Source organism: Pseudomonas sp. PS02303 (assembly GCF_029959925.1).
GTDB lineage: Bacteria > Pseudomonadota > Gammaproteobacteria > Pseudomonadales > Pseudomonadaceae > Aquipseudomonas > Aquipseudomonas mandelii.
Window position 1 is genome coordinate 26,209 of sequence record NZ_JASCOM010000010.1, and the last position, 19,772, is coordinate 45,980.

Here is a 19,772-nt window from a genome sequence, read left to right on the forward strand (position 1 = left end):
GACATGCGAGTTAAGATCAACGCATCGATGATACAAATGGGTCTGCGCTGGCTGACATCTGGCTTGCGGGATTTCAATGTCATTCTCGCCGAGCAGCGCTTGACTCAAAGCGATATGGTTTGGCTTTCGTCTTTGAGCGCGAACCAGCGTCAGTTGAACGCTGTAGATGCCCTTCCCGTTTCTCTCTACCGTGTTCACTACAACACCCTGAAAGTCGGCAGGGGCTACCTGGACGATGAGGAATTCAGGGAGATTGGCAACAAGATGGTCATGTTCATGGAGTTTTGTCATTTCTCCCGCGTCAACGAAACAAGCCCTATTCTGGCTGTAGGCCTCGACGATGTTGGGTATCGGGTGTTCGAGGCAGGATCTTTCGACTCTCGCATGATGCTGGTGAGCCGCGGCGGGTTCTCGATTGGCACCAGGTGCAACCTCAGGAAGCTGAGGATGAACCTATCATCGCCAGATGATCAACTGAGAGACGTGACCACCGTATTGCTTGGCGACCTTCGGTACTTCCTGAAGCCTGGCGTGAGTGGCATAGGCCGGGTTAAAGACTATCCGTCTACGATGCCCCTCGATGTGGTTGCGACCGAGTTGCTTCAGCAGAAGCTACAGCCAAAGCTGGTCGCGCAATGGACAGGATTGAATGCAGACGAGGTAGTACGGATGAAGCGCTCTTTGCTACGGGATACCCCCCTTGTCCAGTCCCAAAGCGGGCGAATACAGGCACCGAATAAGACACTGGCTGAAAGCCCTCTTCACAGCCTGCTCTACCTCACTGTGTACAGGCTGCTCGCCGACAATCCTCTTCGGCGGACGAATGCTCGCGCGGTGGTTGCGGCTCATCGTGAGTATGTGGAGCTGTGTAAAGCGGTTGGCGTCGAGGCCAGCGATATGATCTCCCCTTCCAATGGCTACCAGCTCAGCAACGCAATGAAGACCGGAGACATCACTCTCACCCCGTGCAGCAAGTGCAAGGAGATCAATGCTCGTTACGCGCTCAAGCCCGGCCGATGCATCTGGTGCAACCACTGAACATCCTCTGCCAGGCCGTAGCCAGGCGGCATGCCAAGCGGACGACTTGGGTTATGGGTGAGATGCTGTAGGGTCGGAAGCATGCAAAGGCGAAAAGTGACCTTTAGGCTTTACCCCAATGTCAGCCAGCAAGAACGGCTGGACGGCTGGGTGCGCCTGCACGCCGAACTGTACAACGCTGCGCTTCAGGAGCGCATCGAGGCGTACCGCAAAGCTGGTATCAGTATCAGCTACTACGACCAACAGAACACGTTACCCGTCATAAAACAGTTTCGGCCGGAGCTGGTCGAGCTGGGTAGTCATGCCCTGCAAGAGACCCTGCGCCGACTGGATCGAGCCTTTCAGGCGTTCTTTCGCCGGGTCAAAGCTGGCCAGTCACCGGGATTTCCCCGCTTCAAATCCAGCGCCCGCTACTCGGGCTTCTCCTACCCCGATCCAGCCGGCTGGAAGCTCCAGCAGCTCGGCCAGCGCGGCGGCACGTTGCGGCTGGGCAGCGGCAAGGGCGCGATGATGATTCGTCTGCGGGGCCGCCACCGTTTCGCCGATTTCACGCCGAATGACCTGACCCTCAGCCGCCGCCGCAATCACGCCACCGGCCAAGATCAGTGGTATGCCTCGATCACCCTACGGGTGCCCGAGTCCGCCTGTCGGCGTGAGCGAACAGGCGACGATGCAATTGGTATCGACCTGGGCGTCAGTCACTGGGCCAACTTTGATGATGGCAGCCAGATCGAAAACCCCCGCTGGCTGCGCGAGGCGCTGCCCCAGTTGGCCAACCTGCAACGACAACGCGCCAGAAGGAAGCGGGGTTCGCACCGCTATCGGCTGCTAAGCCAGGAAATCATCCGTCTGCACCAGCGCATTGCAGATGGACGGCGCGACTTCCTGCATAAACAAACGACTTCCCTGGTGCAGCGCTGCGCCCTGATCGCCACGGAAGAACTGCAACCCCAGAACATGAGCCGCAGCGCTAAGGGCACGGTTGAGAAACCGGGCCGTCGCGTGCGGCAAAAGGCTGGACTGAACCGGGAAATTCTCTCGGCCGGCTTCAGCATGGCGCATCAGATGCTCACCTACAAAGCGCACGAAGCTGGTTCCGTTTTGCATCTGTCCGATACGCGCCGATTAAAACCCTCGCAGCGCTGTTCAGCCTGCTGGGCCATCGTGCCCAAACTGCTCAGTGAGCGCATGCACCGCTGTGCCTGTGGCTGCGTGCTGCCGAGGGATCAGAACAGCGCCAGGGTCGTACTGCTCGACGCCTGGATACTGCAAGACACGCCTGGGACGGGCGTGACGGCGAGACTCAAGCCGCTGTCCGCGCAAGCGGTCAAGCCCAAGTCAACGACCCGCGAAATTCCGACGACAACCGCACATGCGGTTTAGTGGCGGAAGAGTTCATTGGTGAACGAGATGCGAAACGACAAAGTTGAGTGCCAGTGCTGCAAGAAAATGATGGTCCCGAAGGTGGTCACTAGCGCCCCCTTCTACATCAGCGGCGTCCCCGTTGGTGGCCGGGACCCGGAGTCTTCGGTTTGTCCGTTTTGCCTGTCGCCCAAGTGGATGCTGACTGAGCAGCAGGTTCTCACTGGAGCAAAAGCGAATGCTGAGTTTTTTGGCATCATGGTGTTGCTTCTGATCAACATCGTCGTGTTCGCCCGCTTGGGTGCCGAGGCGTTGGGCGTGAGCCTTGGCCTGTCTGTTTTGATGTTCCTGTTGCGGGAGCGAATTGCCATCGCGGTGAAGGGTTGGCTGGCCGAACTCTTCAAGGGATGAATTGGGCAGTCGATAGAGAGAAAGGTTTCGTTGTGCGCCAGGCTCGCCCGCAGTCGCGAAGGTGAGGTGTCTACCCATCCAGGGAGAGGCCTGCCCTAGCCAGTTCCTGCCATTACGTAGATTCGCTTGGGTTTACAGCGCGCTGTGAGATTCTTAGGGTAAGAACTTTCGAGGGGTGAACGAGATGCGAAACGACAAGGCTGAGTGCCAATGCTGCAAGAAAATGATGGTTCCACGTGTGGTTATGGAGCGATCGATTTATGTCGATGGTGTGCAGGTCGGGGGTGAGAAGCCTCTCAAAAGCATCTGCCCCTTCTGTTTAAGCGAGGAGTGGAATGGGATGCCTCGGAAAAGCGGGCTTGCTCGCTTGCGTCGTGATGCCATTCTTGGGCTTCGAGCGATTTCTTTGGAGCTGACTATCATTGGTGGAATCGCCCTCTTTTTCGCTGTCATGGCGATCTACCGATTTGTCTTTGTCGGCTTCAACTAAAAAGGGGCTATAAAGCCCCTTTTTTACTCATTCGATTGACGGTCTCCTCGGTCCGCTGGCCTGTTTGGGTTGTTCAGCATTTTCAATTGCCGCAGGTCTAAAGTTTTTGGGCAGGGGATTGTGACGATTGCCCGCAGCGACAGTTTCCACAACCGGCCGGTCAGCAGATGTTCCATCACTTCCTGCTGCCTGGTACGTCAATGAAGCATGGACGCCCTTCGCATAGTCTTCATCCCCGCCAGACGCGATCATGGCTTCCGAGTAGGTGTGGTAGGAGGACCACTGATAAATATCAGAGTCCGTTGGCATGCCTGCCCGGCTAGCTGCTCGAAGTGCGGCTTGGCTATCTGTCAGCCCCAGTTGCTGCCCTTCAGAAACGTCATTGCTGAATTGTGTGTTCTCGTTGCCAGCCAGGAAGTTCGTAAGCGTTTTGCCGCCCGACTGGATGCTCTGAACCGCCGATGCGGCCTTGATCATCAAGCCCTTATCATCGTAGTTCTTACCGAAGGTCGATAGTTGCTGCGCGGCCTCTGAATCTGCCGCCCCTCTAACATCCTCACTGTTGCGAGCATGCGCGAGTTGTGGGGCTAGGCTGTTCTCCGCATGACGGTTTCCGACAAGCTCAGCACCTTGGTCTTCAGCCGCTTCCTTAGCAGAAATGTTCATGTCCTGAGCACCTGCATATGCGTCACTGTTACCCTGCCATCTTGAATTGAACTCGCCTTGCAAACCTGAGTTCCCGGCCGTTGCTGCGCCGGCTTTGTCTGCTATGTTTGCAAACTCTCCCGCATTACCCTGAGCTACGTTGAAGTCGAATGGATTGAATTGGCTCATGACCAATTCGCCGAGCCTGCCTTGCTGGTTAATCGCCCGGATTGCCGCCATCGCCCTCTGCTCGTCCGTATTCGACGACATATCTTTGATGCTTTGGCTATTAAATGCTTCAGCGAAGAGCTTTTTCCCTTCATCAGTTGCACCAGCCATGCGCTGAAGTTCTAAGCCAGACTCTGCTCGAGATACCCCGCCTCTCGATAGCGACTTGATCGCTGCATCGCGAAGATTGAGGCCTTGACTTGCCCTGATGGTGTCTTGCTGAGAAGCCGCTTGGCTGTACGTATTCTGTGCCTGTAGAGCTTCAGTGCGGCTTTGATTTATCTGATCAGTGTTGCTAACACTACTTTGGGCCATCGACGAGTCACGGAAGGCATCACCGGTGGCAAATGTCAGGTCACGGGTGTTAGCGCTCTCCACGGAAGAACTTAACTGCGAGAGAGATTTTTCGGCAGTTCGACGCTCTGTGCCGCTCATTTCGGAAAGCGACTTGCCATCACTGGTTTTGAGGTTGGCCATGATGCCTTTCAGGCCGGCTTGCCCACCAAGCGCTGAGGCTGCGGTTGCCATGTTTATCGACGACTCAGAGAAACCACTGCTTCGAAGATTCTCAACTGCCTGGTTATAGGAAGAGCTTTGCTTGAGAGCATCGCTAGCTTTGATGCTTTCGCCCATTTGCGTCATCGCTTCGCGCCCCGTACTCGTCGAGGCTAGTTGCTGGCCTGCCGCTGAGAGGTTGCTCTGGTACTGGCTCGTGGCCGTTTGCGAGGCGGTTTGGGCGCTCTGAAGGACTGCACTCGCAGCTTGGTCGCCGGTTATCGTCTCAGCAAGCTGCGGCGATCCCGTTCTGCTCACCCCGGAGCTTACCTGGTCGGAAGTAAACGAGGCATTTTGACTGAGAACAGGTGCGCTATCCTGGGCCCGAGGATTCACGTCTTCGGACTTGAATTTGTCGCCTGCCGTCATTTGGCTCATGACGCTGTTGGCAACCATGGCAGAGCCGGAAACGATGAACAGTGCCAATGGAGGCACGGACGCCGCAAGCAGACCGCCAATACCCAGTGCCTTGCCGATGGCTTTGTCTATGTCCATGAGTTGGAGCATTGCGAAACCAGAACCTGTGGGGTCGTAGCCGTTGAATACGGCTTCCATCTGGGAGCCTGCATACCAGAGGGTAAAAGCATTCACGATACTCAACAGCGGCATCCACAAACCCACCGCCAGCGGCAACACGAGATACTTGCCGAGGATAGAAAGGCCTGGCCCACCCAGGAGCAAAGCAAAGGCCATGAACGGCGTCATCGCATAGAGCATGCCCTCGAAGAAGGCGATCATCGGTCTCATGTAGTGTTTGAAGCTGTCGCCCTTCCCCGCCCATTGAATTTCTTGCTGGTTGAGCGATTCGCGAAGAGCCATTGCGGCTCTTTGCTCTTGCCAATGGTTCATGGCATCGACACGGGAATCGTTGAAAATCGGCGCAATTAGCGAAGTCAAAACGTAGTCCTGAGCCGACTTGCTACTCAGTGCGAGGCTCTGAATAGCTTGGTCAGTAGCGGCTTGAACCTGGATACCGCTGGTCATGCGGTTGGTCTTGGCCTCTTCGCTGAACCCTTTCTGGAGAATGTCCTCTAGCACGTCTGTATAGACGTTCTGCAAATGGGCGTTGAGAAACGACCGCGCCTCTGCACAGCTTTTCATGGTGCCGGCGGTACCGTCATAGACGTAGATGAACATCGATGAGTTCTGGTTTGACAGCACCTCCGCCCAGCCAGGCGATCGGTACAGGTCGGTCAAGGTCTTATCCGTTCTCAGCGCCACGGGGTTCAGTGAACAGAATGTCATGTACTCGTTCACCGATCGGGGCAGATCCCACCCGTCCGCTTTTCGGTAGTTTTGGAAGCCGTCCAGTGCCATCGGGTTCCGAAGAGCGTCGCGCACTTTCGACAATGTGCTCAGACTCGAGAACAGCCCGTAGTCGGTCATGCTTGGAGTAGAAAATGCCTGCTCCGCGGTTTTTGTAATGCCGTAGGCCACCGTTGAGATGACTGAGCCGACAAAGGCAGGGCCAAGAGGCACGTTGTCCACCACCCGCACCTGCGACGACACCGTATCCTCGATAACAGTGGTGGCTGTAGGGCCGTAGAACATCATGTAAAGGACGAGCACAAGGCCCGCCTTTCCGAAGGTAATGGCCTGGTTATTGAAAACAGCTTGGAACGCCAACAGAAATAGGCCTATCAGCGCGCCAATACGGGCAAGGTCTTCTGCGTCACCGCTGCCTGTGATCATTGCGCAGGCATTGAGCATGATCTCAAGGAACTCGGCGCTGCCTGTCGTGTAGATAGTGAAGTCCATGGATATCTCCGTTACGCGCCTGCGTTATCGTTGATGGTTCCCTGTGGCAGGGTTCCATTATCAAACACAGGGGCCATCTGGAGCATTTTCTCGGCTTGGCCATCGGCATCTTTGCCTTGCATTGCTTCCTCGATGTACGAGCGGTATTCATCCATGAGCTCACCCTTGGTAGCCCGCAGGTCCTCAATCACCTTCCCTGCATCCGCCATATTCAGGCTGGTCAGGCCTTTCTCTGTATGCCCAAGCAGCTGATAAATCAGGCTCATCGAAGCATCAGCAGCAATTTTCTTGGCGAACTGGTTCAGATAGTCATAACCGGATTGAGCCCCTGCCTTCTGGGTGATCTTCATCAAATTCACCCCTACTCGGCTTGATGCGAGGTATGCAATCCGGTTTCCGTCAGCAGCGGTTGCAGTGCCGTTCGCAAAACGCTCAAGGATTCCGTTGTTTTGAAGATCCTCTAGGATTCGAGTCTCGAGGCCCTTGAAGCTGGTGAGAGTTCGGATGTTCGGGTCTGAGCAGTCCGGGTCATCCTGGTCGCACTGGTAGACCTTGACATCAAGGTTGGCCGAGCCCTCAACAAGAATCTTCAAACCTTCGCCGGTGATGAGCTTCGGCATAGGATGCGCAGCGAAGTTTTTCCCCCCGCTGGCGTCGTTTGCGAGCGACACGTTGTAGCTGCCAACCATGGACATGATGAATTCCGCGTTCTCATCGCTACCGAACAGAATTTGCGACTGAAGGCCTGACTTCTTCATGGCGCACCACAGAACGTTCCCTGTGTTCTCGCATTGAACGGCCTTACCAGAGGCAGCAATCCGGTTCGCTGGCGAGTCTTCTTTGGTGGATTTCGCGGTAAAGAAGTCAGATGAGACGTTCGACCCGAAGGCCGTCATCGCGGATTTGAAGTCGGTGCTTTCTTCGTATGCCTTTTTGGCATTCGTAACCAACCCACTCGCCAGCTGGCAGCTGTTGGAAAACATTTGATTGAGCGCCTGGATCTTGTTGGCCAGGTTGCGGATCACGCCACCTGTCTGAGCGTCCATCGCATCGAGGGCCAACTCAAAGGCAAAGCCCGAAACAATGCCAGCAGCGTTCGACGCCACATTCCTCATGAGCGCTACGAACTCTTCGCCGTTGATAAAGGAGAACGAGCCACTGTAAAGGTTGATCCCCCCGCATCCACCCTTAGCGCTTGGCGGGGTAATGCTGATGAGGTTGGCAGTGGATATCCGATTCCGAAGGACAACGGAGCCGCCGGTAATAACGCCGCGTGTAGCTGTTTTATATGCCCCTGGACTGGTGACGTTGATCATGCCGCTGAACATTTCATTGACCTGCTGTTGAATGTTCGCGTGAGCCCCGAAGGGCACCATCAGCGCTACAGCAAGGGCGATCGGTTTGATTTTCACTGGGCACCTCCGTTGTCTTTTTGAAAGGCGCGACGAGCTTCATCGCGCATCCGATTCACGAATTCGTTAGGGTTTTTTGTTGCGTCGGGCGGTGCGTCAGCCAGTTTCGTGGCGTCGATCAAACCCATGGTGTTAAGGCGGGATGTGGCGTTGTATTCCTGATCGGAAATCAGCCCCGCTTCATTCGCCGCCATTAGAATCCGAGTGGTTGCCGTCTCCATTGAAACGGTGCTGAAGCTGACGATCTTCACGTCATTCGGAGGGATGACTAGGGCCAGCGCCGGCGAGGTGATGATGCCCAGCTGCTCTGCGAGCCCAGTGTCGTACTGTGTGTTTGGGTATTTGCCGCCAGGAAGGGGGGCCCCATCCATCGAGACGGGCATGACAGTAAACCCGTACCTGAACTCGAGAGCAGAGACCGCTGCCAGGGCCTGTTCGCACAAAATGCAGTCATTACCGTTGTAGAAGAACATCAGCGCAGAGCTGCCAGCGATGAGCTTCAACAGGGTTTCTTTCTGCTTGCCGGCCGCAGTTGCTAGAGCGTCAGAAGCGGCGTTGGAGGCGGGATAACGCATATCCTCGTCGAGGAATGGGTCATTACGGATTACGTCGACGGAGTGACGTGAGAATCGCTCGGCCTTGTCGAGCATGATTCGCTGAGCCCAGAAGTACGCACTCACATTCTCCTTGGTGGGGTTATCCATGGCTGCATCACGCAGTTTCGGAAGCATTTCGCGAATCCACGCCACGCTGCCGGTCGGTGGCAGCTCGGGCGCGGCTGGCTCGGAGACTTCCGTTTCGGCTTGAGGTGGGGGCGCTGGAACCGGCGCGGGCTCGAGTTTTTCGGGTTCCTGTTCAGGAGGCGGATCTTCGTACCAGAACCAGCCGCGCTCTTTGTCCTGGTAGAACGAAGAACCAGCAACCTGGGGCGTTTTTGACTCGGCGGGCTTGGTCTCTCCCGCAAGGGAAGTGCTGCTTATAGCGGCAGCAAGCAACAAGATGGGAAATTTTAGGGGCGTCATGAGTCCGTCTGGCCAAGATGGGGATGCTCGAATTGTGAGCGTTGGCCAACAGGAGGGGGCGCGTTTTCAGGCGCTTTTACGGTCGGAAAAAGAGGGGGAAGTTGAGAAGGCCAGAGGCCTATCGCTGTGCGCGATAGACCTCGTGGCCTAGGAAGCCGAGGGAACCACGTTCACGAAGAACGTCATTCCAGTCGACACCTTTGGAGCCGTCAGGGATGGGCATGTCGGGCAACATTATCTGTGCCTTGATCCCCATTTCCCACAGACGTTTTTTCAAGGTCAATGCCGCTTTCTGGCCACCCTCCTTGCGGTCCTTGTCAGCCCAGATTCGGACTGCTTTGGTGCAGGCTGGTGGTACGAAGTTCTCCAACAAGTAGGAATTCACCAAGGGCCATACTGGTATACCCATGGCTGTTTCTACCGACAGAGCTGTTTCCAATCCTTCGGATACATCCAAGACTTCTCCTGGATGCGATGTTGGCACCGCACAACCGGGAAGCTTGCGGTTGCTGGGAATTGGAAACATTTTTTTCGGCTCCGCGAGATCGGCTTTCTCACCCTTCATCGTCAGGTAGTGACGGTTGATGGTCACAGCCTGGCCTTCAGGATCGATGAGCGTACACACTATCCCTGGATGCTTAGAACGCTTGCCGGCTTTGTCCTTGTAGGTCAATTCCGGGTGAAAGCGAACGTAGCGGCTCAGCTCTGGTCGATCCCAAGCAAGAATGCCTCGGGAGCGAAGATAGAGCCTTGCTGGTTCCGCTGATGGGTCTGTGAGAGGAACGGTTCCCTTCCACAGGTTGCGCATAGCTTCACGCAGCCAATCGTCTGAAGCCTCTGGTTTTGCTGGGGCTCGCTCCTTTCGGATTACAACGCTTGGGATAAATCCATCAGCGGTGCGTCCATACGGGTCTTTGACCCGGAGCAATGCTCCAACCTCCTGTAAAGCATGGTGAAAGCTCCAGCGGTTGACCCACATCAGCAAGGCTATGCCATCAGCCTTGACTCCGCAGGTACGGCAGATACCACCGCTCGACGATCCAGCCGTCTTGCGGAAAATCTTAAACCCGTCTTCCCCACCATGCACCGGACATGGAACCCCACGTCCTGCTTTTTTGTGTGCCGGCACCAATGAAGATGCGAGGCTTGCGTAAATGTCATGCCAGCGGCCATCAGCGGCTACCAGCACATCTTGTTTCTCTGGGGCGTAATTGCCTTCTGAGTCTTTGGACATGGGTACCTCCGTTTGGTTGAGATGCGCCCCGAAGGGCGCATTGCTGGCTATTTCACGATCTTGATTTCCCAGGAGTTGCGATAGGTATCAACCCACTCCTGTTCTTTCTTACCGTCGACAACGACCTCTTTGAGCACACTCACGGCGGTTTTGCCAAGGAATGTCAGCGAGATATTGTCACCTTGTTGCGCTCCAGATTTGCGTAGCTGAGCGTTGAGCTCGATTCCCCAAACCAGGTGTTCACCGATACGCAAGAAGAACGACTTTCCGTTCTTCTTGAGAAACCGATAGTGGGCGAAACCTGAACCGCGGTATTCGCCGGTAACAGACCTGCCAGCAACGCCTTGGAAATTGAGTTCAGGTGCGCGCTCATCTTGATCTTCATCGCTTTGGGCGACTTGGATCTCTTGAGCTGTTTCTTGATGCGCGGGCTGGGATTCGCGAGGGATGAACTCCCCTTTGATCTCGCCCTGCTCTTGGTTCTCGATCGATGCAACCTGGTTGCGGCCTTCCGGCCGGTACAGTTTGTTGATCACCACCGGTTCAAGCGCCTGGTGCATCGTTTCATTGGTTTCTGGCTCGGGAAGCTTATGGGCCAGGCGCTCTGAAACAATGCATAGCCCTTGTGGCAGTCGGAGATAGCTTGGAACATCGAAGTCAACACGGATCATTTCTCTTCTCCCTGGCGACGCAGGTAGGAGGGAATGTAGTAGTTGTCATAATCGACGCTGCTACACCAACGGGCGTTGGGTAAGGTCTTGGTTGCTTGAGGAGCCGAAGCCTTCAGACAACCGCGTAGGTAGCTCAGAACACCACGCAGGATCTGCTCAGCATTCAGGATCACCACAGCGAGGAACACGCAGAGTGTCAAAGGCAAAACATGCTTTGCAAACTGCGGTGCGTATACAGCTCCCAACATAGCAACGAGGAAGCCAAACGCGGTCAGCACTTTAACTTTGAGGGTTGTAGATGCCATTTTCAGTTCTCCATTTTTTTAGAACGGAGAACGCCCTAACGGGAGTTCCCCGTCAGGGTTTTTTTGACACAAAAAAAGGAAGCCAAATGGCTTCCTTTTTTGATCGGCGCTACGCGAACGTAGGCTTGGTTTTTAAGCTGATAAGCTCAGCTTGGCTTGCTCCCAGACGCATACACGTCTTGGGTACCAGTGGCAGCAGCATGCTGTCACTTAGGGTCAATGGCCTCCAGGAGGCAAATTCTTAATCGACCTTGGCCGATGAGTGCCGCAATTCTCGCCGCCATTTCACTCTGTCGTCAACCAGAAAAACGCACCTCAAATTCCGACGCTATTCGTGCGTGAAATCGAAATCCAGAGGCTCCGCAAGCTGGTGCAATAGGCTGGCCACCAACATCCGGAGAAACCGCTAATGGCGACCGCTCAACCACAACCTACGAAATACCAATACTCCAAGCCATCCCTCAAAGGAAAAATGGTACTGAACACGGAGCAGGCCAAGTTCTTCGCCGGCAACCGTTTCGATAGCCTCATGACGGCCCTTTTTATCATCGACGTTACGTCCCGCAAGCTGGCGAAAAACCTCAAGACCTTTGATCACAAAGCGGTGGTTGATGCGGTCTCGAAGAAAATCGAGCGCATGGAAGTAGCCGTGCGTGACGAGTCTGAGCGGATGGACACGCTTTTGAAGAGCTTGGGAATCAAAGAGCTTGCAGGGTACAGCTCCCCACTGACTCGTGAATTCGAAATCACCAGCCCAGAAATCAAGAGGATGAGCAGCCTGCTTCAGGCATTTGACCATCTGATTATCCAGGTCGATACCGCCTGGCTGCATGAGAAAATCGATAGCTCGGAAGCTGAGGAATTTCGTGCAAACAAGAGCAACCAAATGGCCCGGCTGATCCGCTCACTCGTTGGCCTCGGTCAGAGCGCGCGAGCAAAGGCATACGCCAGCAAGGTTGCAGAGCTCAAAGAAGATATCGAAAAGGCAGAAGCCAAAGTGAGCGCCGAGAAGGAGGAGCGCGAGGCTGCGGGTCACATTGAGCCTGATGGCAATGCAGACCCTCTCGATTCGCTTCCCGAAGAAGCGGTTGCTTGATAGCGCCAGTAATGAAAACGCCCCGCATTGCGGGGCGTTTTGCTTAGGAGAGTCATTATGCTTGATGATCTTACGTCAACACCGGCAAGAACCAGTAGAAGACGCAGACAAGCGACGGATCAGCCTCCTCCACGCGAAGCCACCCCACTGTGGACAGAAGAGCTGGCCACCGACGAATCACTTGAAGCGCCGCCAGAGGCAGTATTTTGGGATACGGTCGCGATCATCTCTGTCACTGCTGCTGTTCTTGTTGGGGTGGCGATAGGTGTTCCTCTCGGGGTCTATCTTCATGGCACGTTGTAGATCCATCATCGCCTCGGCGCTTCAGCTTTTCGACATGCCGCCTTGCAGCCCAATACCCCCCCTTGATTCTGCGCTCGCTCAGCGCCCGGCAAATTGACACCACATGGCCCCGAGTAAAAACCGGGGCTTTGTAGGACTGGATTTTACGAATCACGCCCCAAATGCTGTAGACCCGCTCAGGCATTCCATAGGTGAAGCTGGCCTGCCCTGCCATCACTGCGTAGCTGTGGATTTTCTGAGAGTGGACTCCGGTGACCTTCTGAACTGCCTTCACGTGCGCGTAGTTCTGCATCAGCGGGTTTTGCACGCGATATTTCCTTCGGCCGACGATCTGCAACCAGCTCTCGGGGGCTTCTGGGTAGGTAATGATCTTCCCCTTGAAACACTTCGTTTCCAGGACAAAGATCCCGTAGCGCGACACGATGATGTGGTCAACCTGTGTTGACTCTCCCCTTGTCTTGCCACGATAGATCGCGTTGGCGAACACCTTGTATTCGCCACTGAGGCATAGGCGGAGCATGAAGTTCACCTTGTACTCCCCCCACCACCCTCGGTAGGCAGGGAATTCAAGTAAACGAACGTGGGCGATGCCCGCGAGAACCCCCAGAATCAAAACCGGGGGCAGGTACAGCATTAGAAAGTCATTCATACCATCGCAAATCCGCCCTTACGGGCGGATTCTCCATTAGAGCTTCGAGCAGCAATCTGTCCATCGCCAGAACATGTACATGGCATCGTTCCCAGTACCTGGAACATGCCGACTAGGCCCACCCTCCCAAGTCTGCGGCGGTTCTCCGAGCCACATTGCTCTGCTGTTCTGCGACTTTGGCCAGAACTGGGTCACTTTGTACTGGCTTTTCGGAATCGTCGGGTAGATACCCGCCTTGCACACGTTTTCATCACCCATAGTGCGTCGAGCGAGGCCCCTGCGGTGTTGCTGAGCGATCACTCGCGCAGCCAGCAATGCTGTCGTCCGGTTTGCATCTTGCGCCACGGTTACGCCGGCAAATGGGTAGATGCTCCCCCATGTACCGGTACACCACCAAAGCGACTCAAGAGGTTCCTTTCGAGCGGTAACCAGCGCGGATTCGGCAGCACAGGCCGCAATAGCGATTGGGTTTGCCACGGCCGCGGACTCGGGGTGCTGGAAGAAAGCCAACGTACCGTTGTTCCAGGTCGGGTCGATCTCAGTGAAAGAGATGATATCGAGGTCGAGATAACCGTCCGGGTTGCATTTGGTAGGCGTATAGAGATCGAGGATCTGAAGTAGCGGGAATGCATACAGATGCGCGTGGTAGAACGACCCGGCAGCCTGACCTGTCTGGGTGCTGTTGTCCTGCCGAAGTCGGCCATAGCTGCGCTTGTTGCCAAGCGGCAGCGTTACACCACCTAGGGTTGGCGAGCAGCCTGGCTTACGGACAGTTTCAACCATCCGTGCCGGCTCCCACATTGCAGTGATGATTCCGGGCTTGTAGATCGAGGATGAGCCTTCCTGGCAGATGCAGAAGACCATTTTTGTAGCCTTCGCGGGGGCTGTGCCGGGGGTTATTTGCACACCAGAAACACGAATTGGGAAGAGGCACGCCCAGCAGATGTCGGTGAACAACTTCGGACCAAAAAGGCCAGAGTCCTCACACATCACCTCTCCGGAAGAGGACGCCTCAGCCGCTATCCCTGGCAGGGAAAACATGCCTGCAATCACCAGAATTGCGGCGGTTATTACCTTATTGATGCTCATGATTGGCCTCCTCGAAGGCTGTTTGAGCAACCTCGCGGACGATAAAGTTTTTGGTGTCGGCTGTTACGACAGATGGGGCTCGAAAGATTTGGAAGCGCTCCGCCATGTCAGGCGGCAGCAGGTACAAGGGCGCATCCAGGCTGTCCTGAACGCTGTTGAACAGATCCCAACCAGAGGCAGTGGGAATCTGAGTCGCCATCACAGTGACGGTCAGATTTGCCCCATGGTCTGCATATTCACGCTTCGCCAGGGCAACCTGCCAAGGTTGCGTCGGATCAATCACGACCAGTTTCTGGTCAAAAGGCATCATGTCGAGTGGATTGATCCTCCCCGCCTTCTGAACAACCCTTCCTTGGCTATCGAGAATGTCATTGGGAACGATGACAGATGCGTCGACGAGGCGTGTCGCACTCTCCGTTACCGGAGGCAATGGGTGCCCTTTGTGGTTATCCCAAAACCGAGCGATTGCTCGCTTCTTCATGGCGTCGGTGTCCAGCTCTGCGATGCGCTGTTTCGCAACCTCCATGAGGTCTGGCTCGATGATTTCCTGTGTAGAGCCAATAGTGCCTAGATCCCCACGCTTACCATCCTTAACCGCCCCCTCGATATAGCTAACGGAGGACGACCCAGCAGCTTTAGCGATCAAAGCATCATTCGGTGCTTCGAGAGCGACGGTGGGGACGGCTGAAACGCTATGACGCTGGAATGCGAGAGGATCGAGCAGAACACTCACAGTGCTTTGCGTCTCTTGCGTGAGGAGGTGCATTTTGGTCACAGCATCGCCCATCGACATACCATCAGGAATGCCTCGAAAAACGATGCCAACACCAGGCAGTCCGTCAAAGGACAGCAGTATGTCTTTTAGGGCAGTAGCCCCCATCGACCACGACACGAAAATTAGAGTGCGGTTTCCATCGCCCAGGGGATGTTTTTTCTCGCGATCTGAGCCATCTGCGCTAGCGAGCCCTGAATCGTTCTGCTGGGCTTCTTCATCACTGCCTTGAACGATGGCCTTTTCGGCCATCTCACTTACCCAGCTCATGTCATCTCGGCCGCTTATTTCTTCGCGCGCGGCTTTCGCATTTCGGCTGATTTCCCTGACCTGATCGAGGAGCGCAGGATCGAATTCATTGATGTCGTACTTGCGAATGCCAAGGTCATCGCCGGCGATGGCCATCGTGCAGCTGAAGGCCAGCCCAATGCACATGGCTAGTTGCTTTTTCACCATATTGGATACGCCTTCCCGATGATTTGGTCTGTCGACGCTGAGCCCCAGTAGCGGGAGTCGAAAGAGTCTGGCGTGCGGCCGAAGAACCAGTAACGGCCCGCGCCTATTTCCCCTTCCCGAACGTATTTCTGGGGATCAATCCCGTGCTGGCTGGCTACCTGAAGCCCTTTGCCTACGGACACGCCATTGATGGTTGTTTCATCAAGCGTGACCTTGGCGCGATCGCCAGGCATTCCCTCAAGCACCTTCACGATGATCGTGCCGTCAGCAAAGATCGGACTCAGACCTTTGGAGTGAAAGGCATAGATTTCCCCTCGCACCAGGTCATCCTGCTTTTTATCGATGATCCATAGCCTGTAAGGGGGCAGGCATAGGGAGTCCTGGCTAGCGATAGCGATCGAATAACGGGATGCCAGCAGCACAACGCTGCCGGCAACCACTGCGGAAAAGAGTAGGCCTTTGCCGAGAAAGGCTGCCGAGAGTCGCTTTGGAGCTCGATCTCGCTCAACCTTCGCCATTGCCCTTCGCACCTTGGCCTCAATGCTGAAGGGGTTCGACAACGCCATTACGCGACTTCCGCCGGATTAGAGCTGTACTCGACACCTCGGTCACGGAGCACGCGCAGAATTGCCTCATCCTGCGGAACGCCGGTGAGCGTGTAGTTTCGGATCGCCTGCACATCTTCAGGTGCGGTCGAGTAGAGGAGGATCGAATATGGGTCCACCGTGAGGCGCACGATACCGGCCCCGCGGGGGGTGAGCATGAAGATCTCGGAGTAATGCCCCTTGTACGACTTAACAGTCTTCAGGATTCGATAGCCACCCTCTCCCAGCGGCAGACGCTTGTTTTCCTGGATAGCATCAATAGCTTCGGCCTTTTGACCGAGTAGGAGGGTGAACGCGGAGTTTTCAGCAATGGCCTGTCCGACTTTGTTCTGATAGAGGTCGTTGACCCCCTGGGTAATGACAATGGCACTACCGCCATATTTCCGGAATCGCCGGTAACCGTGCTCAATGAATTCACCAACGTTGCCCTGGGAGAGCAGCGACCAGGCTTCATCAATGATTACAATTTTCGGGCGGTCACGCTCACCAAGGTACATGTCCTGCTGGATTTGGTAGATCAGCTGAAGGAGCACAACTTGCTGAAGGTGTTGGCGACCCTTCAGTTCCTCAAGCTCGAGTACGGTGAAGGGATTCTTGAAGTTGAGATTGTTCTTACCGTTAAAGAAACGGCCGTACTGCCCCTTCGAGGTGAATGCGAAGAGCTGATGGCCAATGTCTTGAATACGCGGGTCTGGGTCGCCAAGCAGAGAATCAGCGATGTTGTCGACGATCATCGTCTTGCCCAACTCTTCCCAGCATTGCGTGAGGTGCCTTTTTAGCCCGGCGGTTTGGAAGTCGATCAGGGGCACGGTTGGGGCAGCCATAGCAGAGAGCAGCCCAACCAGGACATCCTCTTCCTCGCTGTAGTCTTCAATCAGCTCGAAGGGGTTGAGACAGAGATTCGACTCCTGGTCAAAGCGTGCAAAGTCGCCCTTGTACGCCTCAGACAGCTTTAGGTAGGACAGGCCCACGTCGATGACCCACACCTTCGCTCCAATGCTCAGATACGACGTGATGAGATAGTTGGTCGCAAACGACTTACCGGAGCCCGACTGGGCCGCGATCATCGCGTTGTAATTGGTGTCAGAGTCAAAGAGGTTGAAGCTAACCGGCTGACCGTTTCGGGAAATGAACGGGGCCACCTGGGTTCCAGTGCCCTTCCAATCGCCATAGATCGGCAGCAAAGGTAATGCCTGGGTGAGGCTCAATGTCTTGAACCGGAACAGCTCCCTCATCGCATCCGGGTCGGCACACATAGGCAGGGAGTTCACGAACACGGGCAGCACACAGAACTTGTCCTCCATGAGGCTGAAGCCCTGCGTGGCAAAATGGCTCTTCGCATTCGACGCTGCCTGAATGAGGTCTTCCCGGTTCCGGCCGAATACCACGAGGGTCATTGTCGCCTGTACGTTGGGAAGCCCTTTGTCGAGATCTTCAAACAGCGTGTCATAGGCTTCCTTCGTCTTCCGTAGAACGGGTACGAAATGCACCATCGGGCCGAAGCTCTGGTTGATGGCCCATTGGCGGCGCTTCGACAGCTTGTCCTTTGTTTCCAGCTGGGGAGGGAAATACAGGGTCATGTTGATGATGCAGTTACCCCGGATTCCGCCGCGCTGGGACAGAATGTCAGCGAGGTACTGAGAGGCATCGCCCTGCCACATGACATCAGGGAAGCGCTTGGCCGACAGCGTTTTTACAAAGCAGTCATCTCCGATCTGAAGGTGGTCTTTCTTCACGTCGAGGCTGCGGTTGTAGTCGAGGATCTGCTCATTCAGGGGCTTGTCTGTGTCCGCCTTCATGTCCGGATCTTCGCGCCACGACGCCGATGGCCCTTGGTTCAGGATGGAGGAGAAAATTTCCCGGTAGGAGTCGTTGGTGAGCGGCACGGCTGCCAGGTTGCAGCTGTCCAGCGAGGTTCGCAGTCCGTCGAAAAGCTCCTTCGCCGCGTTCGCTTCTGTCTGGGTAGGCAACGCATTGGCGATCGGAATTGTTACGGATACGACCAGGCTCTGTTCACGAATGCGTACACCTGAGATTGAATCAACTGGGCGCATGGTTCGGTCACTGAAATACTCGGCCCGCGCGTTCGTCACTTTCTCCAGCAAGGCTTGGGTTTCCACGGGAAGGTCAGTGCGGCCGGATTCACGGAAGGCCCGACGCAGACGAAGGAATCCCGTCTTCATCTCATTGATATTTTCAGTGCAAATCAGGCTGAACTGAATCGTTGTCTTCTCAGGCCAGTCGACCGTCAAACCAGCTTTCAGGCGGTCGCCTTCATCCCCGTTTGAGCCTGAGAGCGGGGAACACAGGAATGCGAATCCTAGGCGGTTCCCTTCCAGCTGGAACAGGTAAAGATTCGGCTCGTAGGCGAGGCCGTTGATCAGCTTCGAGAGCCGAGGTGTTGAGCGGATAAGCGCTTTGAGCATTTCTGAATTCCTTAGAGGGTGCGATTCGATTCAATCCAGGCGCGCAGGCCTTCTTCAGGCTTGCCTTCTCGGGTCAAACCGTCATCACGAATGAGGAAAGGGACATTTCGAGCTCCAAGAAACTGAGCTGTCATCCGGCGCTTCGAGATCACATCGAGATCACACTGCGCGGTTGGGAGCTGTTCGAGAGGAGTTTTCATGTCGCCGGAAGCGCCAGCTTTCCACGCAGCAACCTTGTCTTTCGCGCAGAGGAGTTCTTTGGTGCGCACCGCGCTCTCTTGGCTGAGCAGCGGCAACATCAGCACGTCGAGTCGATACCCCTCGGGAAGGGATGAGCGGGCTTGTTGAATGATCTCTTTGCAGAAACCACAAGCAGGGTCGGAGAACATGGTGATTGCTTTCTCACCGTTGCCGACTGTGAGGGGGGCGAGATCCTTGAAACCGAGGTTGGTCTTATCCACTGGGATGTAGTGGGCGGCGATCCGAGCATCCTCGATGGTTTTTAACTCTTTCTTCGCCCACACGTCATAAACCGTTCCCTGGATGATGAATCGGCCGGTATCGCTGATGATGGCGAATTTGCCGTTCTTCTCGATCGCCAGCATTGCAGACGCAGGAAGCATCACTACCTTGTCTGCGTTCTTGTCCGCAGGGCTCGCTGCTACTGCGGTGCCAGCCAATGCAAGCAGCGTCATAGCAAGAATGGTTCGGGTTGGTTTGAACATGGGCTTACCTCCTGAGTCGATTCACCCAGAGTATTTGGCCCGGAAAAGAAAAGGCCTCTTTTTCAGGACGTTTTAGCGTCGGAAAAAGAGGCCTTTCAGAGAGGCGTTCTGACTGAGATCAGAAGCCTACAGGCAGGGCTTGGAGAGCGTTGGTGACTACAGCTGCTGCTGGGATAGTTGCCGACATTACCGACTCGATAACATCCGGCGCAGCATAGAGGCCAACACCGCCGCCAACGCCAGTAACGAACGGCATAAGCGATTGGCGGAGAACGCCCGCGCCGATGCCGGTGAGGATCATCAGACCGATCAGAATGCGGCCGAGGGTACCTTGCATCCACTCTGTCAAGGTAATCCACACGCTATCGAACGTATCGCCGCCGGTACCCGCGAGCGCGGTACCGGCGACCACCATTGCCGCTGCGATGGCCATCGTTTGGAGGGTTGCTTTGTTGACGTGCATTGGTCTTGCTCCTAGAGGTTGACATGCGCAGGGGCTGCGCTCAGGAGACATTTTTCG

18 protein-coding genes are annotated in these 19,772 nt (G+C 55.5%); 5 read left to right on the forward strand and 13 right to left on the reverse strand.

Going from position 1 to position 19,772, the window contains the following annotated elements:
- Positions 1-3 precede the first annotated feature (3 nt).
- The 4 genes from QMX98_RS04795 (at position 4) to QMX98_RS04810 (ending at position 3,301) form a co-directional block, all read left to right on the forward strand.
- Complete coding sequence (locus tag QMX98_RS04795) at positions 4-1,038, forward strand: hypothetical protein (RefSeq protein WP_013100922.1); 1,035 nt, start codon at positions 4-6, stop codon at positions 1,036-1,038.
- Between the two features lie 81 nt (positions 1,039-1,119).
- Positions 1,120-2,421 (forward strand): RNA-guided endonuclease TnpB family protein, encoded by a 1,302-nt coding sequence (locus tag QMX98_RS04800; RefSeq protein WP_028621615.1) that lies wholly within the window; start codon positions 1,120-1,122, stop codon positions 2,419-2,421.
- Between the two features lie 18 nt (positions 2,422-2,439).
- Complete coding sequence (locus QMX98_RS04805; RefSeq protein ID WP_169715582.1) at positions 2,440-2,811, forward strand: hypothetical protein; 372 nt, start codon at positions 2,440-2,442, stop codon at positions 2,809-2,811.
- A gap of 184 nt (positions 2,812-2,995) precedes the next feature.
- Complete coding sequence (locus QMX98_RS04810) at positions 2,996-3,301, forward strand: hypothetical protein (protein ID WP_043859881.1); 306 nt, start codon at positions 2,996-2,998, stop codon at positions 3,299-3,301.
- Positions 3,302-3,328: 27 nt separating this feature from the next.
- On the opposite strand, the gene QMX98_RS04815 is transcribed toward QMX98_RS04810, so the two are convergent.
- The 6 genes from QMX98_RS04815 to QMX98_RS04840 all read right to left on the reverse strand — a co-directional run bounded on the left by QMX98_RS04815 (position 3,329) and on the right by QMX98_RS04840 (position 11,131).
- On the reverse strand, positions 3,329-6,487 hold the full coding sequence (locus QMX98_RS04815) for a conjugal transfer protein TraG N-terminal domain-containing protein (RefSeq protein ID WP_047297001.1): 3,159 nt from the start codon (positions 6,485-6,487) through the stop codon (positions 3,329-3,331).
- Positions 6,488-6,498: 11 nt separating this feature from the next.
- Entirely contained in the window at positions 6,499-7,899 is a 1,401-nt protein-coding gene (locus QMX98_RS04820) for a conjugal transfer protein TraH (RefSeq protein WP_028621617.1), read from the reverse strand.
- Entirely contained in the window at positions 7,896-8,921 is a 1,026-nt protein-coding gene (traF, locus tag QMX98_RS04825) for a conjugal transfer protein TraF (RefSeq protein WP_028621618.1), read from the reverse strand. The genes QMX98_RS04820 and traF overlap by 4 nt, the downstream gene beginning before the upstream one ends.
- A 118-nt stretch (positions 8,922-9,039) precedes the next feature.
- Entirely contained in the window at positions 9,040-10,155 is a 1,116-nt protein-coding gene (locus QMX98_RS04830) for a toprim domain-containing protein (RefSeq protein WP_047297007.1), read from the reverse strand.
- 47 nt (positions 10,156-10,202) lie between these two features.
- Positions 10,203-10,826 (reverse strand): hypothetical protein, encoded by a 624-nt coding sequence (locus QMX98_RS04835; RefSeq protein ID WP_028621620.1) that lies wholly within the window; start codon positions 10,824-10,826, stop codon positions 10,203-10,205.
- Positions 10,823-11,131, reverse strand: coding sequence for a hypothetical protein (locus QMX98_RS04840; protein WP_033050417.1), 309 nt, complete (start codon positions 11,129-11,131; stop codon positions 10,823-10,825). Before QMX98_RS04840 ends, QMX98_RS04835 begins: the two co-directional genes overlap by 4 nt.
- A gap of 409 nt (positions 11,132-11,540) precedes the next feature.
- Between QMX98_RS04840 and QMX98_RS04845 the strand changes: the two genes are divergently transcribed.
- A complete protein-coding gene (locus QMX98_RS04845) occupies positions 11,541-12,227 on the forward strand; it encodes a DUF1845 domain-containing protein (RefSeq protein ID WP_028621621.1) in 687 nt (228 codons plus the stop codon).
- A 232-nt stretch (positions 12,228-12,459) separates the two neighbouring features.
- Here the strand turns inward: QMX98_RS04845 and QMX98_RS04850 are convergent, their stop codons facing one another.
- The 7 genes from QMX98_RS04850 to traA all read right to left on the reverse strand — a co-directional run bounded on the left by QMX98_RS04850 (position 12,460) and on the right by traA (position 19,715).
- Positions 12,460-13,179: a nuclease-related domain-containing protein gene (locus tag QMX98_RS04850; RefSeq protein ID WP_223817793.1), complete on the reverse strand. Its 720-nt coding sequence runs from the start codon at positions 13,177-13,179 to the stop codon at positions 12,460-12,462.
- 36 nt (positions 13,180-13,215) lie between these two features.
- Positions 13,216-14,268 (reverse strand): TraU family protein, encoded by a 1,053-nt coding sequence (locus QMX98_RS04855; RefSeq protein WP_050483099.1) that lies wholly within the window; start codon positions 14,266-14,268, stop codon positions 13,216-13,218.
- Positions 14,255-15,496, reverse strand: coding sequence for a TrbC family F-type conjugative pilus assembly protein (locus QMX98_RS04860; RefSeq protein ID WP_028621625.1), 1,242 nt, complete (start codon positions 15,494-15,496; stop codon positions 14,255-14,257). Before QMX98_RS04860 ends, QMX98_RS04855 begins: the two co-directional genes overlap by 14 nt.
- Positions 15,490-16,062: a S26 family signal peptidase gene (locus QMX98_RS04865; protein WP_028621626.1), complete on the reverse strand. Its 573-nt coding sequence runs from the start codon at positions 16,060-16,062 to the stop codon at positions 15,490-15,492. The genes QMX98_RS04860 and QMX98_RS04865 overlap by 7 nt, the downstream gene beginning before the upstream one ends.
- Complete coding sequence (gene traC, locus QMX98_RS04870) at positions 16,062-18,527, reverse strand: type IV secretion system protein TraC (RefSeq protein WP_013100910.1); 2,466 nt, start codon at positions 18,525-18,527, stop codon at positions 16,062-16,064. Before traC ends, QMX98_RS04865 begins: the two co-directional genes overlap by 1 nt.
- A gap of 11 nt (positions 18,528-18,538) precedes the next feature.
- On the reverse strand, positions 18,539-19,252 hold the full coding sequence (locus QMX98_RS04875; RefSeq protein ID WP_013100909.1) for a DsbC family protein: 714 nt from the start codon (positions 19,250-19,252) through the stop codon (positions 18,539-18,541).
- Between the two features lie 118 nt (positions 19,253-19,370).
- Positions 19,371-19,715 (reverse strand): TraA family conjugative transfer protein, encoded by a 345-nt coding sequence (traA, locus tag QMX98_RS04880; protein WP_013100908.1) that lies wholly within the window; start codon positions 19,713-19,715, stop codon positions 19,371-19,373.
- Positions 19,716-19,772: the final 57 nt, after the last annotated feature.

Excerpts from the sequence above, each read along its gene's own strand:
- QMX98_RS04830 (WP_047297007.1), bottom strand. The coding sequence starts at position 10,155 with ATGTCCAAAGACTCAGAAGGCAATTACGCCCCAGAGAAACAAGATGTG.
- QMX98_RS04795 (WP_013100922.1), top strand. The coding sequence starts at position 4 with ATGCGAGTTAAGATCAACGCATCGATGATACAAATGGGTCTGCGCTGG.
- QMX98_RS04875 (WP_013100909.1), bottom strand. The coding sequence starts at position 19,252 with ATGTTCAAACCAACCCGAACCATTCTTGCTATGACGCTGCTTGCATTG.
- QMX98_RS04800 (WP_028621615.1), top strand. The coding sequence starts at position 1,120 with ATGCAAAGGCGAAAAGTGACCTTTAGGCTTTACCCCAATGTCAGCCAG.
- traA (WP_013100908.1), bottom strand. The coding sequence starts at position 19,715 with ATGCACGTCAACAAAGCAACCCTCCAAACGATGGCCATCGCAGCGGCA.
- QMX98_RS04850 (WP_223817793.1), bottom strand. The coding sequence starts at position 13,179 with ATGAATGACTTTCTAATGCTGTACCTGCCCCCGGTTTTGATTCTGGGG.
- QMX98_RS04840 (WP_033050417.1), bottom strand. The coding sequence starts at position 11,131 with ATGGCATCTACAACCCTCAAAGTTAAAGTGCTGACCGCGTTTGGCTTC.
- traC (WP_013100910.1), bottom strand. The coding sequence starts at position 18,527 with ATGCTCAAAGCGCTTATCCGCTCAACACCTCGGCTCTCGAAGCTGATC.
- QMX98_RS04845 (WP_028621621.1), top strand. The coding sequence starts at position 11,541 with ATGGCGACCGCTCAACCACAACCTACGAAATACCAATACTCCAAGCCA.
- QMX98_RS04865 (WP_028621626.1), bottom strand. The coding sequence starts at position 16,062 with ATGGCGTTGTCGAACCCCTTCAGCATTGAGGCCAAGGTGCGAAGGGCA.
- QMX98_RS04855 (WP_050483099.1), bottom strand. The coding sequence starts at position 14,268 with ATGAGCATCAATAAGGTAATAACCGCCGCAATTCTGGTGATTGCAGGC.
- QMX98_RS04860 (WP_028621625.1), bottom strand. The coding sequence starts at position 15,496 with ATGGTGAAAAAGCAACTAGCCATGTGCATTGGGCTGGCCTTCAGCTGC.
- QMX98_RS04810 (WP_043859881.1), top strand. The coding sequence starts at position 2,996 with ATGCGAAACGACAAGGCTGAGTGCCAATGCTGCAAGAAAATGATGGTT.
- QMX98_RS04835 (WP_028621620.1), bottom strand. The coding sequence starts at position 10,826 with ATGATCCGTGTTGACTTCGATGTTCCAAGCTATCTCCGACTGCCACAA.
- traF (WP_028621618.1), bottom strand. The coding sequence starts at position 8,921 with ATGACGCCCCTAAAATTTCCCATCTTGTTGCTTGCTGCCGCTATAAGC.
- QMX98_RS04815 (WP_047297001.1), bottom strand. The coding sequence starts at position 6,487 with ATGGACTTCACTATCTACACGACAGGCAGCGCCGAGTTCCTTGAGATC.